Raw genomic sequence first — 14,590 nt, 5'->3', positions numbered from 1 at the left:
ATCTCCGTCCTGCGCGTCCCGTCGGCCGTGGTCAGGACTCGCGGCGGGTGCGTCGGCGTACCAGGGCCAGCCCGGCAACCAGCAGGACACCGAGAGCAGCGGCGCTTGCCCCGAGTGTCGCGAGGGCTGTCAGACGGCTGCCCGTGACCGGCATGGGCGGAACAGGCCCAGCGAGGACCACGGTCGTCGAGCAGCTCGGCGTGCAGTCGGGATCTGAGACGCCCGCCGGTGGGGTCAGGGTGGCCGTGTTGGTCAGTTCGCCGGTCGTTCCCGATGGCACAGTTCCGCTGATGGTGTAGGTGAGTGTTCCGCCGGCCAGGACGGTGACGGTGTCGGTGATGCTGCCGGTGCCGGAGGCGGTGCACGTGCTGCCCGGGGATGCCTCGCAGGTCCAGGTGAACGCGGCCAGGGGCGCGGGCAGCGGATCCGTCAGGGTCGCGCCGACGGCGTCGGACGGGCCGCCGTTGGTGACGGTCACCGTGAAGGTCACCTGTGCGCCCGGCGCGTAGTGGTCCGGTGTCGCCGTTTTCACGACAGTAAGGTCCACGACCGGTCCGGCGGGGGTGACGACCGTGGATTGGCAGCTGGGCGTGCAGTCCGGGTCGCTGGCGCCGGCAGGTGGGGTGAGGATGGCGGTGTTGGTGAGGTCGCCGGTGGTGCCCGAGGGCACGGTTCCGGTGATCGTGTAGGTGAGTGTTCCGCCGGCCAGGATGGTGACGGTGTCGGTGATGTTGCCGGTGCCGGAGGCGGCGCAGGTGCTGCCGGCGGATGCTTCACAGGTCCAGGTGAACGCTGACAGCGGTCCGGGGAGCGGGTCTGTCACAGTCGCGCCGGTGGCGTCGGATGGCCCGCGGTTGGTGACGGTGACCGTGTAGGTCAGGGATGCACCCGGCACGTACGGGCTCGGAGTTGCCGTCTTCACGATCGCCAGGTCCACGACTGGTCCGGCCGGGGTGACGACTGTGGATTGGCAGCTGGGCGTGCAGTCCGGGTCGCTGGCGCCGGCTGGTGGGGTGAGGATGGCGGTGTTGGTGAGGTCGCCGGTGGTTCCGGAGGGCACGGTTCCGGTGATCGTGTAGGTGAGTGTTCCGCCGGCCAGGATGGTGACGGTGTCGGTGATGTTGCCGGTGCCGGAGGCGGCGCAGGTGCTGCCGGCGGACGCCTCGCAGGTCCAGGTGAACGCTGACAGCGGTCCGGGCAGCGGGTCCGAAAGTGTCGCACCGACCGCGTCGGAGGGGCCGCCGTTGGTGACGCGCACGGTGTACGAGAAGGGCGTCCCTGGCACGTAGGGGTTGGGTGTCGCGGTCTTGACGACGGCGAGATCCACAGTGGGTGCGGCAGGGGTGACGATCGTGGACTGGCAGCTCGGTGTGCAGTCGGGATCGAGGACGCCGGCGGGTGGGGTGAGGGTGGCGGTGTTGCTCAGGTCGCCGGTGGTTCCCGACGGGACAGTTCCGGTGATCGTGTAGGTGAGCGTTCCGCCGGCCAGGACCGTGACGGTGTCGGTGACGGTCCCGGTGCCCGAGGCGGCGCAGGTGCTGCCGGCGGACGCCTCGCAGGTCCAGGTGAACGCTGACAGCGGCGCGGGCAGCGGGTCGGAAACTGTCGCGCCGACGGCGTCGGACGGGCCGCCGTTGGTGACCGTCACCGTGTAGGAGAAGGGCGCCCCCGGCACGTACGGGTTGGGGGTCGCGGTCTTCACGATGGCGAGATCAACTGTCGGCGCGGCGGGCGTGATGACCGTGGATTGGCAGCTGGGGGTGCAGTCCGGATCGGTGACGCCGTCCGGTGGGGTGAGGGTGGCGGTGTTCGTGAGGTCGCCGGTCGTGCCCGAGGGGACGGTGCCGGTGATCGTATAGGTGAGCGTTCCGCCGGCCAGGACCGTGACGGTGTCGGTGATGGTCCCGGTGCCGGAGGCGGCGCACGCGCTGCCCGCGGATGCCTCGCAGGTCCAGGTGAACCCGCCCAGTGGTGCGGGCAGCGGGTCGGAAAGAGTCGCGCCGACGGCGTCAGACGGCCCGCCGTTGGTGACCGTCACCGTGTAGGTCAGGGTTGTACCGGGCGCGTACGGGTTCGGGCTTGCCGTTTTCACGACGGCGAGATCCACAGTGGGTGCGGCGGGGGTGACGACCGTGGATTGGCAGCTGGGGGTGCAGTCCGGATCTGAGGCGCCCTCTGGCGGAGTCAGGGTGGCGGTGTTGGTCAGGTCGCCGGTGGTGCCGGAGGGCACGGTGCCGGTGATCGTGTAGGTGAGGGTTCCGCCGGCCAGGACGGTGACCGTGTCGGTGATGTTGCCGGTGCCCGAGGCGGTGCAGGTGCTGCCGGCAGATGCTTCGCAGGTCCAGGTGAACGCTGAAAGGGGCGCGGGCAGTGGATCGGCCACTGTCGCGCCGACGGCATCGGAGGGGCCGCCGTTGGTGACGGTGACCGTGTAGGTCAGAGGTGCACCCGGCACGTACGGGTTGGGAGTCGGTGTTTTCACGACGGCGAGGTCAACTGTCGGCGTGGCGGGGGTGACGACTGTGGATTGGCAGCTCGGCGTGCAGTCCGGGTCGGTGGCACCGGCGGGTGGGGTGAGGGTGGCGGTGTTCGTCAGGTCACCCGTGGTTCCCGAGGGCACGGTTCCGCTGATCGTGTAGGTGAGCGTCCCCCCGGCGAGGACCGTGACGGTGTCGGTGATGGTTCCGGTGCCCGAGGCGGTGCAGGTGCTACCCGCGGACGCCTCGCAGGTCCAGGCGAACCCGCCCAGTGGTGCGGGCAGCGGGTCGGAAACTGTCGCGCCGACGGCGTCGGACGGGCCACCGTTGGTGACCGTCACCGTGTACGAGAAGGGCGCCCCCGGCACGTACGGGTTGGGGGTCGCGGTCTTGGTCACAGCCAGGTCCACGACTGGTCCGGCGGGGGTGACGACCGTGGATTGGCAGCTCGGCGTGCAGTCCGGATCGGTGACCCCGCTTGGTGGGGTGAGGGTGGCGGTGTTGCTCAGGTCGCCGCTGGTTCCCGACGGCACGGTTCCGGTGATCGTGTAGGTGAGTGTTCCGCCGGCCAGGACGGTGACCGTGTCGGTGATGCTGCCGGTGCCCGAGGCGGCGCACGTGCTGCCGGCAGATGCCTCGCAGGTCCAGGTGAACCCGGCCAGGGGCGCGGGCAGTGGGTCGCTGACTGTCGCGCCGACGGCGTCGGAGGGGCCGCCGTTGGTGACCGTCACGGTGTAGGAGAAGGGCGCCCCTGGCACGTACGGGTTGGGGGTCGCGGTCTTCACGATGGCGAGATCAACTGTCAGCGCGGCGGGCGTGATGACCGTGGATTGGCAGCTGGGGGTGCAGTCCGGATCGGTGACGCCGTCCGGTGGGGTGAGGGTGGCGGTGTTCGTGAGGTCGCCGGTCGTGCCCGAGGGCACGGTGCCGGTGATCGTGTAGGTGAGCGTTCCGCTGGCCAGGACCGTAACGGTGTCGGTGATGGTCCCGGTGCCCGAGGCGGTGCACGCGCTGCCGGCGGATGCCTCGCAGGTCCAGGTGAACCCGGACAGCGGCGCGGGCAGTGGGTCGGTCACCGTCGCGCCGACCGCGTCGGACGGGCCGCCGTTGGTGACCGTCACCGTGTAGGAGAAGGGCGCCCCTGGCACGTACGGGTTGGGGGTCGCGGTCTTCACGATCGCCAGATCAACTGCCAGCGTCGCGGGGATGACGACCGTGGACTGGCAGCTCGGCGTGCAGTCCGGGTCCGAGACGCCTGCCGGTGGAGTCAGGGTGGCGGTGTTGGTCAGGTCGCCGGTCGTGCCCGACGGCACAGTCCCGGTGATCGTGTAGGTCAGCGTCCCCCCGGTCGCCACGGTCACGGTGTCGTCGATGCTGCCGGTGCCGGACGCGGCGCAGGTGCTGCCGGCGGACGCCTCACAGGTCCAGGTGAACCCGGCCAGCGGCGCGGGCAGCGGATCGGTCACCGTCGCCCCGACAGCATCGGACGGGCCGGCGTTGGTAACGGCAACGGTGTAGGTCAGGGGTGCACCCGGCACGTACGGATTCAGAGTTCCGGTCTTGGTCACCGCCAGATCCACCGTGGGGATGACGGTGAGGGTGGTGGCGCCGGGCGGGTTGATTCCGACGATGGTGGGGAAGTTGCTCTCACAGCCAGGGATCGTCGAGCCGTCCGGGGCGACGCATCCGGTGTCGGTGTACGAGCCGACCACGTTGCTGGTCACCTGGACGGAGATCGTGCACGAGGCGACACCGAGTCCGATATCGCCGGTGAAGTCGACGGACGTGGCGCCGGCGGGCGCGGTCACGGCGGCTCCCGAGCACGTCGTGCTGTTGACGCCGGTGGCGGTCACATTGCCGGGAAGGTTGTCGGTGAAACTCATCCCGTTCTTGGCTTGCAGATCGTCGGTGTTGGTGACGGTAAAGGTGAGCGTGGAAGTCTGGCCCTGCCCTATCGTGGTCGGGCTGAAGGCCTTGTCCAGCTGCGGGGTCACGTCGACGATCTGTGGAAGGTCGAACGCGACGTCGTTGCCGATGCCCGTCGCGGTCGCGTTGTAGAGGCGTACGCCAAGCGTCGGTGTGTCAGCGACTGACAATTGCAACGCCGTCGATTGCAGCTTGGCTACCCAGGTGTTGTTGATGATCACGGCGGTGGGATCGGTGCACGGGCTCAGATTCTGGGCGAGTACGGTCGGTGCCCCGTTGAGAAGCAGATCGAAGCGAAGGCGTGCCCGCTGCGCGGAGGGAACCGTGCAGTTCCGCTCGGCGAAGATCGCCGAAACCGCATAGAAGTGACCGCCGATCGCCGGAATGGTATTGCTGTCGGTCTCCAGTTGGAATCCGGCGGCCTGTGCGCCTGTCGGACTATTGCTGTACTCGGTCAGTACCTGGTTGGTGGCTGCCACCTCCGGGCTCTGCCCCTGAAACAGCCCCATGTCGCGTGCCATTTCCTGCAGCCGGCTCCATGCGGCCGAACGCCCGCACTGGTCGTTGTTGGTGACCGGCGGGTTGCCACCGTTGGGCGGCAGCGGCGAGTCCGAACGCATGATCCAGCCGTTGCACGCGCCCGCGCCGGGACTCCACGCGGGGTCCGCCGTGTAGGTTTCGCTGTCCGCGCCGCTGCCACCCGGCCCAGGCACGTAGACCGAACCCGGCGAGCCGGTGTAGGAGCCAATGCGAATAGGCGCCGCGACCGCGCTCTCGTTGGAGAAATCCTCAGTGAACACGGGTGTGCCGGGCTGGGGGTCTCCGGGCAGACCCGGAACCGTCGCCGATGCGGGCTGTCCCGATGCCACAACGACAAGCGTCGACGACGCCAGCAATGCGCCAACCGCCGCTAGCGCCGATGTGAACCATCGGCGTCGCTCGAAAAGCATTCTCGTATCCCCGTTGTGCAGGTTGCAGCGGTTGCGCTGCGTTCGCCAACCCGGGATCGACGATCTCAGACGTATGAAATTCCGACTCAATCCTCATAAGTGGTCACCCGAACGAGTGTGTGAGTGCGCCATTGAATTCACATTCACCCCTGACCCGGGCTGCGGGGCGGGCGAGCCCCGCAGCCCTCGGTTCAGAAGGGCCACCGGTCGTCGGACCCGGCCTCGATCAGCGGGATCATCGCGAACGCGGCGTCGGACAACCCGCCGAAGGTGTGCCGGTTCGTGCTGGTCGGCGTGTGCCCGATCCGGTATCCGGCCAGGTTCCAGGTGTAGACGGGCACCTCCGCCGGTACCGCCGCTAGGACATTCGTCGAACCGTGCCACTGGGCCTGCTCGTCGGTGAGGATGATCAGACGGTCGTGTCGGTCGTAGTGCTCGCGGACCGCCTTCTCGGTGTCGGTTCCCCTGCCGAGGAAGTAGCCGCCGTCCTTGAACCGCCGCACCGCCGCGAGGACCGACTCGCCCGCGACCTCGGGAAACACCAGGCTGTCGTGGGAGAACGACACCACAGTGGGCGACTGCGCGCGGGCGGCCAGCGCGAGACCGAACACCGCTGCGGCGTCCCAGCAGAGCAGCGTGCCGTCCTTGCTGAACGGGCTCTGCATCGAGCCGGACGTGTCGATGAGGATCAGCGTCCGCCCGTCCAGGGCGGGCACGTTCGCCAGGGCGTGCTGCAACGCCCTCTCCAGCGGGTACGACCAGCGCAGGCTCGGCGCGGCGTTGTACGCCGACAGGAAGCGCATCGGCAGCACTCGCGACCTCGCCACCTGCGCGGGGTCGGCGAGCTTGGCGGCCACGGTCTCCGCGACGGTGTCACTGACCCCGGCCCGGTCGAAGTTGCGCAGGTTACGCAGCAGCGCCAGGTAGCCCATCGTCGGGATGACCGACTCCCATGCCACCGCGTCCATCGCGCTCTGTCGCCAGCCGGCCAGCGCCTCCCACGTCATGGCGGCAGCGTCAAGCATCGCCGGATCGGTGAATTCCCGGCGCTGCTCGAGAGGCATCGCCATGAGCGTTTCCCGCGCCCTGAGTATCTGCAGGGACGGGGGGACCGGATTGTCCCGCCGGTGCCGCCGATCCAGCGCGTGCCGGAACAGGTCGCCCTGCCGCTCGTCCCGGGCGGTGGGGTGGGTCAGCTCGATGACGTCACCAAAGCGGACCTGGCTGGCGACGGAGTCGTACTTGAGCAGACTCCGCTCGGTGTAGAGGCGGACCGCCGCGTCGGCGATGCCCCGCTTCACCGGCTTGGGCAGTGCCCGGCCACGACGAGCCAGCCAGTACGCGAGCGCCTCGCCCGGCTCGTCCGCACGCTGCAATGCCGCGTCCACTACCGCGCGCGAACCCGGAATTCCCGCCGCTACCTGGGCGCGGGCACCCTCAAGGGCGGCCACCACTGACGCTGAGCGCATCATCGCTCCGGTGCGCAGCCACGGTACGAAGCGCGCGAACCAGTCGGGATCAGTGACGGCGACGGTGGCGACCAGGTCCCGGAATCGGCCGTCGCGGTCGGTGGCGCGCTCGTAGAAGCTGGCCTCGCCCACCATGTTCGAGACAGCGAGCAGGAACAGTTCGAGGCGCGGCTCACGGACGAAACCGGGTGCGCCCTCGCCGGTCACCGGCCGATGCCGGCCCGTGCGCAGCTTGAGGTTGAACTTGGCCATGACGTCCCCCACGTCAGTCGGCCGAGAAGACGCCACCACAGCGCACACCCGAGATCAGAGTCGGCCGCGGACTAGTCCGCCGTTCTGTCCGTTGAACCACCCACCCGAAGGCGTCGGGGGGATTCGAACCCCCATCTGCGGAGCCGGGAAGTAACCGTTGCCTGCGCACCGGGTGTGCGTGTGATGACGCTTCCCGAGATCGAGGTTGGCGACGGATGTCCTTCACCGGGGCCGGAACCCCTCCAGATGTAGCCGTCGCCTCCGCACCGGGAAGTGCGGTCACGACCGTAGCGGCAGCTGTCGCGGACGGGCAACAGCTTTTGTGATCTTGTGATCAAGAGCGGTGTGATCGCACCGCACGCCCGAGATCAAAAGTGGACACGGCGTTAGCGGGCTCGAACCGCAGGTCCTTGCCGGACCTTTACCAGAAGTAGCCGTATCGGTCGCACCGGGCGTGCGGCGAGAGCGCACCTCCCGAGATCGAAGCGGCGACGGCGACCGGCCCTCGCGGGCCAAGGTGACCTGGGCCGCTGGTCGACGCCACCCGAAGTGGCGGTGGGATTCGAACCCCCGTCTCCCCGATTGGATGCGGAAGTAGCCGTTGCCTGCGCACCGGGAGGTGCCCCACGACAGTAGGGCCGCCTTGCCGCGCGGACAACCCCAATACGTGTCCGCCCTCCGGGGACTCCGGGCGGCCGAACTGCCGAGGAGCCGGGACCTCAGATCATGGACAGGACCAGCGCGGACGAGGCGGCCAGTTCCCGGTCGAACACCTCCTCGCGCGGGACGAACACCATGGCCTGGCCCTCGCCGAGCACGACGTCCTCCTGTCGCGCGGTGGTGGTGCCACGGAAGACATGCACCGTCACCGTGTGCTCGAAGCCCGCCTCGTACGGGCGCGGGCCGCTCCACAGCAGGTGCAGCTCACCGGCTGTCAGGCCGGTCTCCTCCAGCAGCTCGCGGCGGGCCGCCTGCTCGGGCGACTCGCCGGGCTCAATGTGGCCGCCGGGAAGGCTCCACTGGTTCGGCGAGACGGGCGCGTGATCGTCGCGATGCTGCATCAGCACCGCCCCAAAAGGGTCGACGAGAAGTACGAGGGCGACGTCGTAGGTGGCCATGCGGGAGACCCTGCCACGCTGAGCGGTCCCCGGCACCGATCGTCGGGCGTACCCTCCGGGGCCTCTTCTCCGGAGCATGGCTGGTCTTTGTAACCTGGATCCGCGAGACTCCCCGTATGGGTGATCGTTCTCGTCGGTGGGCGTGGGCCGGAGTGCTCGTCGTCGGGCTGATCCTGTACCTCGCGGTGCTGCGGACCCTCGTTCGCACCCAGAACCCGAACTTCGTGCCGGCACTGATCCTGCTCGGCGCGACAGTGGCGCCGCTGACGTTCCTCACGTTCGCCCAGGCCCGTACCGGGCGCTGGCAGGTGCCGGCGTCGGTGCTGGTGACGTCGGCGTTCTTCGGCGGGGTGATCGGCACGGTGGTCGCCGGCACCCTGGAGTACGACACCCTGCGCGGCCTCGGTGCCCTGCCCATGCTGTTCGTGGCGCTGATCGAGGAGTCGGCGAAGCTGATCGTCCCCGTGGTGCTGCTGTTCACGGCGCTGGCGCAGCACCGTCGTCGCCTGCCGTCCGACGGTCTGGTCATCGGTGTGGCCGCCGGCATGGGTTTCGCCGCGCTGGAGACGATGGGGTACGCCTTCACCGCGCTGCTGAGTTCGCAGGGCAACATCGGTGCGGTGGAGCAGACCCTGTTCATCCGTGGTCTGACCGCGCCCGCCGGGCACACCGCGTGGACCGGGCTCACCGCCGGAGCGCTGTGGGCGCTGCTGGCCAGCCCGAGCGTCGGCCGGCTGTTCGGGTTCCTCGGCACCTTCGGAGGTGTCGTCGTCCTGCACACCCTCTGGGACACGTTCTCCGGTTGGCTGGTCTTCGTCGTGCTGGCGATCGTCAGCATCGGCTGGCTGTTCTGGGAGCTGCACCGCTACCGCACCTTCGGTGACCGCCTGGTGGTCCAGCGTCCGTCGAGCTGATCGCGACCCTTCTACACCATGCCTCCCCCGGCCAGTGCGAATTGGCCGGGGGAGGCATCGCTCTGCTGATCCCGCTGCGGCCGGGCCGGCACCTCAACTACTGTCGGACTGTTCACATTTAGTAGCTTTCGTCGGGAAGGTGCAGCGATGGGGGTGCGCCGCTGGGTCGAGAGCTGGCCCCTCTACCGCCAGCTCACCGGCACCGACCCGCTCGGGCGGGGCGCGGCGGCCAAGTCCGCCCAGTCACTGTCGCTGACCGCCCGCACCGACACCGCCGACAGCGTGGCCCGTTCGGTGTGCCCGTACTGTGCGGTGGGTTGTGGCCAGCGGGTGTTCGTCAAGGACGGGCAGGTCACGCAGATCGAGGGCGATCCGGACAGCCCGATCTCGCGGGGCCGGCTCTGTCCGAAGGGTTCGGCGAGCAAGAGCCTGGTGACCAGTCCGCTGCGGCAGACGACGGTCCGCTACCGGCGGCCGTACGGCACCGAGTGGGAGGACCTCGACCTCGACACGGCGATGAACATGATCGCCGACCGGGTCCTGGCTGCCCGGGACGAGACCTGGGAAGACCGTGACGACGAGGGCCGGCCGCTCAACCGGACGTTGGGGATCTCCAGTCTGGGCGGGGCGACGCTGGACAACGAGGAGAACTACCTCATCAAGAAGTTGTTCACCGCGATGGGGGCGCTCCAGATCGAGAACCAGGCCCGTATTTGACACTCCGCCACCGTCCCCGGTCTGGGGACCAGCTTCGGTCGCGGCGGCGCCACCCAGTTCCAGCAGGACCTGTCGAACTCCGACATGATCGTCATCCAAGGTTCGAACATGGCCGAGGCGCACCCGGTGGGTTTCCAGTGGGTGATGGAGGCCAAGCGTCGCGGGGCGAAGGTCTTCCACGTCGACCCGCGGTTCACCCGGACCAGCGCGGTGGCGGACGCGTACCTGCCGATCCGGGCCGGCACGGACATCGCACTGCTCGGCGGTGTGATCCACTACATCCTCGACAACGAGCTGGACTTCCGCGAGTACGTCGTGGCGTACACCAACGCCGCCACCATCGTGACCGAGGAGTTCCGGGACACCGAGGACATGCACGGGCTCTTCTCGGGCTTCGCCGAGGAGAACGCCAGCTACGACCAGAGCAGCTGGCAGTACGAGGGCGCCGAGGAGAACATCTCCCCCCAGGACACCGAGACGCAGCGGGAGACGGCGGCCGGGCTGGAGCACGAGTCGCACGGCGCCCCGGTGAGCGGCGACACCCAGCGGGACGAGACGTTGCAACACCCCCGCTGCGTCTACCAGATCCTCAAGCGGCACTTCTCCCGCTACACCCCGGAGATGGTGGAGCGGGTGTGCGGTATTCCGCAGGAGAAGTTCCTCGAACTGGCCCAGGCATGGACCGCCAACTCCGGCCGGGACCGGACCAGCATGCTCGTCTACTCGGTGGGGTGGACGCAGCACAGCGTGGGCGTGCAGTACATCCGCGCCGGCGCGATCATCCAGCTGCTGCTGGGCAACATGGGCCGGCCCGGTGGCGGCGTCATGGCCCTGCGGGGCCACGCCAGCATCCAGGGCTCCACCGACGTTCCGACGCTGTTCAACCTGCTGCCCGGCTACCTGCCGATGCCGCACCACGCCGACCACCCGACCTTCGACGAGTGGGTGGACAGCATCCGGCACCCCGGCCAGAAGGGCTTCTGGGGCAACGCGCGCGCCTACGCCGTGAACCTGCTCAAGGCGTACTGGGGGGACGCCGCGACCGCGGACAACGACTACTGCTACGACCACATGCCCCGGATGACCGGCGACCACGGCACCTACCAGCAGGTGTTGAACATGATCGACGGGAAGATCAAGGGGTACTTCCTGCTCGGGCAGAACCCGGCGGTCGGCTCGGCCCACGGCCGGGCGCAGCGCCTGGGCATGGCCAACCTGGACTGGCTGGTCGTCCGCGACCTGTTCATGATCGAGAGCGCCACGTTCTGGCAGCGTGCCCCGGAGATCGAGACGGGTGAGATCGTTCCGGAGCAGTGTCGTACCGAGGTGTTCTTCCTGCCCGCCGCCTCGCACGTGGAGAAGGAGGGCTCGTTCACCCAGACGCAGCGGTTGTTGCAGTGGCGCGAGAAGGCCGTCGAGCCGCCGGGCGACGCCCGCTCCGAGCTGTGGTTCTTCTACCACCTCGGCCGCATCATCAGGGAACGGCTGGCCGGCTCGACCCGGGCCCGCGACCGCGCGCTGCTTCACCTCACCTGGGACTACCCCACGCACGGTCCGCACGCCGAGCCGAGCGCCGAGTCGGTGCTCTACGAGATCAACGGGTACGAGGTGGCCAGCGGTCGACCGCTGTCGAGCTACACGGAGATGACTGACGACGGTTCCACCGCCGGCGGCTGCTGGATCTACACCGGCGTGTACGCCGACGGCGTCAACCAGGCCGCGCGCCGCAAGCCCGGCTCGGAGCAGTCCCTGGTGGCGCTCGAGTGGGGCTGGGCGTGGCCGTCCAACCGCCGCATCCTCTACAACCGTGCCTCGGCCGACCCGGACGGTAGGCCGTGGAGCGAGCGCAAGAAGTACGTGTGGTGGGACGCGGAGAAGGCCGAGTGGACCGGCTACGACGTGCCGGACTTCGAGAAGACCAAGGCGCCCTCGTACCGGCCCGAGCCGAACTCGTCAGGCGTGGCGGGCATCGCGGGGGACGACCCGTTCATCCTTCAGGGCGACGGCAAGGGCTGGCTCTACGCGCCCAGCGGCGTGCTGGACGGGCCGCTGCCGACGCACTACGAGCCGGTGGAGTCGCCGGTGCGCAACCCCCTCTACCGCCAGCAGGCCAACCCGGCCCGCAAGGTCTACACCCATCCGATCAACTACCTCAACCCGAGCCCGCCGGAGCAGCACAGCGACGTCTTCCCGTACGTCTTCACGGTCAGCCGGCTCACCGAGCACCACACGGCCGGTGGCATGAGCCGGACCGTCGCGCACCTCGCCGAGCTGCAACCGGAGATGTTCGTCGAGGTGTCACCGGAACTGGCCGCCCACCGCGGCCTGACGCACCTGGGATGGGCGCACCTGGTCAGCACCCGCGCGGCCATCGAGGCGAAGGTCCTGGTCACCGACCGGGTCACTCCGCTGCGGGTGGACGGTCGGATCATCCACCAGGTGTGGCTGCCGTACCACTTCGGTTACGAGGGCCTGGTCACCGGCGACTCGGCCAACGACCTGTTCGGCATCACCCTCGACCCCAACGTCCTCATCCAGGAGAGCAAGGTCGGCACCTGCGACGTGCGGCCCGGTCGGCGTCCGAGGGGCCAGCGGCTGCTGGAACTCGTCGTCGACTACCGGCGACGGTCGGGAGACCTGAGCCACCGCTACCCGCCGCTGATCACGACCGACGTCGCCGACAGCAGCAGTGACCGGGAGGACTGACCGATGCCGCACGCCAACGCCCTGTACGGGCCGCTCGATCCGGCGCCGGACGCCGGTTACGTGGACGCGCCGCCGCGGATGGGGTTCTTCACCGACACGAGTGTGTGTATCGGGTGCAAGGCGTGCGAGGTGGCCTGCAAGGAGTGGAACGGTGTTCCGGAGAGTGGCCTGGATCTGTTGGGCATGTCGTACGACAACACGGGGGCGTTGACCGCGAACTCGTGGCGGCACGTCGCGTTCGTCGAGCAGCCGCGTTCGGTCGGGCCGGAGATACCGGCGTTCGAGGGTTACCCGGACGGGCCGACGGTCAGCCCGGCGACGGCGGCTGTGGGCGCGCGGACCAGCGCCGACACCGGCACGGATCCGGGCCTGCCACCCGGTTCGCCGGTCGCGGCGGCCCGCATGTCAGGTGGGCCCGAGTTTCTGGGGATGCCGGGTGGGCAGCCGCCGGGGCGGGGTACCGGTGTGGAGCAGCGGTCGGATTTTCGGTGGTTGATGATGTCGGATGTGTGTAAGCACTGCACGCATGCGGCTTGTTTGGATGTGTGTCCGACGGGTTCGTTGTTCCGGACGGAGTTCGGGACGGTGGTGGTGCAGGAGGACATCTGTAATGGGTGTGGGTACTGCATTTCGGCGTGTCCGTACGGGGTGATTGATCAGCGTCAGGGTGATGGTCGGGCGTGGAAGTGCACGTTGTGTTATGACCGGTTGGGTGCGGGGATGACGCCGGCGTGTGCGCAGGCGTGTCCGACGGAGTCGATTCAGTACGGGCCTCTGGACGAGTTGCGGGAGCGGGCGGCGGCGCGGGTGGCGACGTTGCATGAGCGGGGTGTGCCTGAGGCGCGGTTGTATGGCGAGGATCCGAACGACGGTGTCGGTGGTGATGGTGCGTTCTTCTTGTTGTTGGATGAGCCGGAGGTGTACGGGTTGCCGCCGGATCCGGTGGTGACGACGCGGGATCTGCCGGCGATGTGGAAACGCGCCGGCCTCGCCGCGCTCACGATGGCTGCCGTCACGGCGCTCGCGTTCCTGGGGCGGCGGCCATGACCGACACGACACCGCTCGACGGGCACCGGCGGCGGAGACGCGGCGGGGACGGCGAACAGCTCACCGTGCCGCCTGCCGACTTCAGCTCCTACTACGGCCGGCCGGTGCTCAAACCACCGGTCTGGAAGTACGACATAGCGGGTTACCTGTTCACCGGCGGCCTCGCCGCCGGCGGCTCGCTGATCGCCGCGGGCGCCCAGGTGACCGGCCGCCCCGAGTTGCGCACGATCGGCCGGTGGACGGCCCTCGGCGGTGTCACCGCCAGCACGTACCTGCTCATTCACGACCTCGGGCGGCCGGGCCGGTTCCACCACATGCTCCGGGTCGCCAAGGTGACCTCACCCATGTCCGTCGGCACCTGGATCCTCGCCGCGTTCGGGCCACTGGCCGGCGTGGCGGCGGTCGCCGAACTCGCGCCGCTGATCCCACAGCACGGCGTGCTCGGCCTCGCCCGCCGGCTGGCGCCCCCGGTCGGCAACGCCGCCGGTCTGGCCGCCGCCGCTGTCGCGCCGGCGCTGGCCACGTACACCGGGGTGCTCCTCGCCGACACGGCCGTGCCGTCCTGGCACGACGCCTACCCGTCGCTGCCCTTCGTCTTCGCCGGGAGCGCGCTCGCCGCCGCGTCCGGGGTCGGCCTGATCGCGGCGCCGGCCACGCAGACCGCCCCGCTGCGGCGACTCGCCCTCGCCGCCGCAACGGTCGAGCTGGTCGGCGGACGGCGGCTGGAGCGGCTGGGTCTGACCGGTGAGCCGTACCGGCACGGCCGCAGCGGACGACTGGTCACCGCGGGGCGGGCGCTGCTCGCCGTGGGCACCGCCGCGGCACTGGTCAGCCGCCGCAGCCGGCTTCTGGCGGCGATCTCCGGCGCGGCCCTCGTGGCCTCGTCGGTCGCCACCCGGTTCGGCGTCTTCGAGGCGGGCCGGGTCTCGGCGCGCGATCCGAAGTACACAGTCGTGCCCCAGCGGGAGAGACTCGACGAGAAGAACGGCCCCGCGCTCCGGCCCTGAACTGGCG

7 protein-coding genes are annotated in these 14,590 nt (G+C 69.4%); 4 read left to right on the top strand and 3 right to left on the bottom strand.

What is annotated here, in order from left to right; genetic code table 11:
- Nucleotides 1-31: 31 nt before the first annotated feature.
- The 3 genes from AB0B97_RS10455 to AB0B97_RS10445 form a co-directional block, all read right to left on the bottom strand.
- A complete protein-coding gene (locus AB0B97_RS10455; RefSeq protein ID WP_357492435.1) occupies nt 32-5,023 on the bottom strand; it encodes a hypothetical protein in 4,992 nt (1,663 codons plus the stop codon).
- A 521-nt stretch (nt 5,024-5,544) separates the two neighbouring features.
- Nucleotides 5,545-7,074 carry a TROVE domain-containing protein gene (locus AB0B97_RS10450; RefSeq protein ID WP_357492433.1) on the bottom strand — a complete coding sequence of 510 codons (1,530 nt, stop codon included), beginning with the start codon at nt 7,072-7,074 and terminating at the stop codon, nt 5,545-5,547.
- A 719-nt stretch (nt 7,075-7,793) separates the two neighbouring features.
- Nucleotides 7,794-8,192, bottom strand: coding sequence for an NUDIX domain-containing protein (locus AB0B97_RS10445; RefSeq protein WP_357492431.1), 399 nt, complete (start codon nt 8,190-8,192; stop codon nt 7,794-7,796).
- Between the two features lie 116 nt (nt 8,193-8,308).
- On the opposite strand from AB0B97_RS10445, the gene AB0B97_RS10440 reads away from it, so the two are divergent.
- The 4 genes from AB0B97_RS10440 to nrfD all read left to right on the top strand — a co-directional run bounded on the left by AB0B97_RS10440 (nt 8,309) and on the right by nrfD (nt 14,583).
- A complete protein-coding gene (locus AB0B97_RS10440; RefSeq protein ID WP_357492429.1) occupies nt 8,309-9,106 on the top strand; it encodes a PrsW family glutamic-type intramembrane protease in 798 nt (265 codons plus the stop codon).
- Nucleotides 9,107-9,253: 147 nt separating this feature from the next.
- Complete coding sequence (gene fdh / locus AB0B97_RS10435) at nt 9,254-12,529, top strand: formate dehydrogenase (protein ID WP_357492427.1); 3,276 nt, start codon at nt 9,254-9,256, stop codon at nt 12,527-12,529.
- A 3-nt stretch (nt 12,530-12,532) separates the two neighbouring features.
- Nucleotides 12,533-13,576 carry a 4Fe-4S dicluster domain-containing protein gene (locus tag AB0B97_RS10430; protein ID WP_357492426.1) on the top strand — a complete coding sequence of 348 codons (1,044 nt, stop codon included), beginning with the start codon at nt 12,533-12,535 and terminating at the stop codon, nt 13,574-13,576.
- Nucleotides 13,573-14,583 carry an NrfD/PsrC family molybdoenzyme membrane anchor subunit gene (gene nrfD / locus AB0B97_RS10425; protein WP_357492424.1) on the top strand — a complete coding sequence of 337 codons (1,011 nt, stop codon included), beginning with the start codon at nt 13,573-13,575 and terminating at the stop codon, nt 14,581-14,583. Before AB0B97_RS10430 ends, nrfD begins: the two co-directional genes overlap by 4 nt.
- The last annotated feature ends 7 nt before the right edge of the window (nt 14,584-14,590 follow it).

The organism is Micromonospora sp. NPDC049004, assembly GCF_040649315.1.
Lineage (GTDB): Bacteria > Actinomycetota > Actinomycetes > Mycobacteriales > Micromonosporaceae > Micromonospora.
Note: the sequence above shows the minus strand (reverse complement) of the source record. Positions and strands in the feature narration are given on the sequence as shown.

Excerpts from the sequence above, each read along its gene's own strand:
- AB0B97_RS10455 (WP_357492435.1), bottom strand. The coding sequence starts at position 5,023 with ATGCGTTCGGACTCGCCGCTGCCGCCCAACGGTGGCAACCCGCCGGTC.
- AB0B97_RS10450 (WP_357492433.1), bottom strand. The coding sequence starts at position 7,074 with ATGGCCAAGTTCAACCTCAAGCTGCGCACGGGCCGGCATCGGCCGGTG.
- AB0B97_RS10445 (WP_357492431.1), bottom strand. The coding sequence starts at position 8,192 with ATGGCCACCTACGACGTCGCCCTCGTACTTCTCGTCGACCCTTTTGGG.
- AB0B97_RS10440 (WP_357492429.1), top strand. The coding sequence starts at position 8,309 with ATGGGTGATCGTTCTCGTCGGTGGGCGTGGGCCGGAGTGCTCGTCGTC.
- AB0B97_RS10430 (WP_357492426.1), top strand. The coding sequence starts at position 12,533 with ATGCCGCACGCCAACGCCCTGTACGGGCCGCTCGATCCGGCGCCGGAC.
- nrfD (WP_357492424.1), top strand. The coding sequence starts at position 13,573 with ATGACCGACACGACACCGCTCGACGGGCACCGGCGGCGGAGACGCGGC.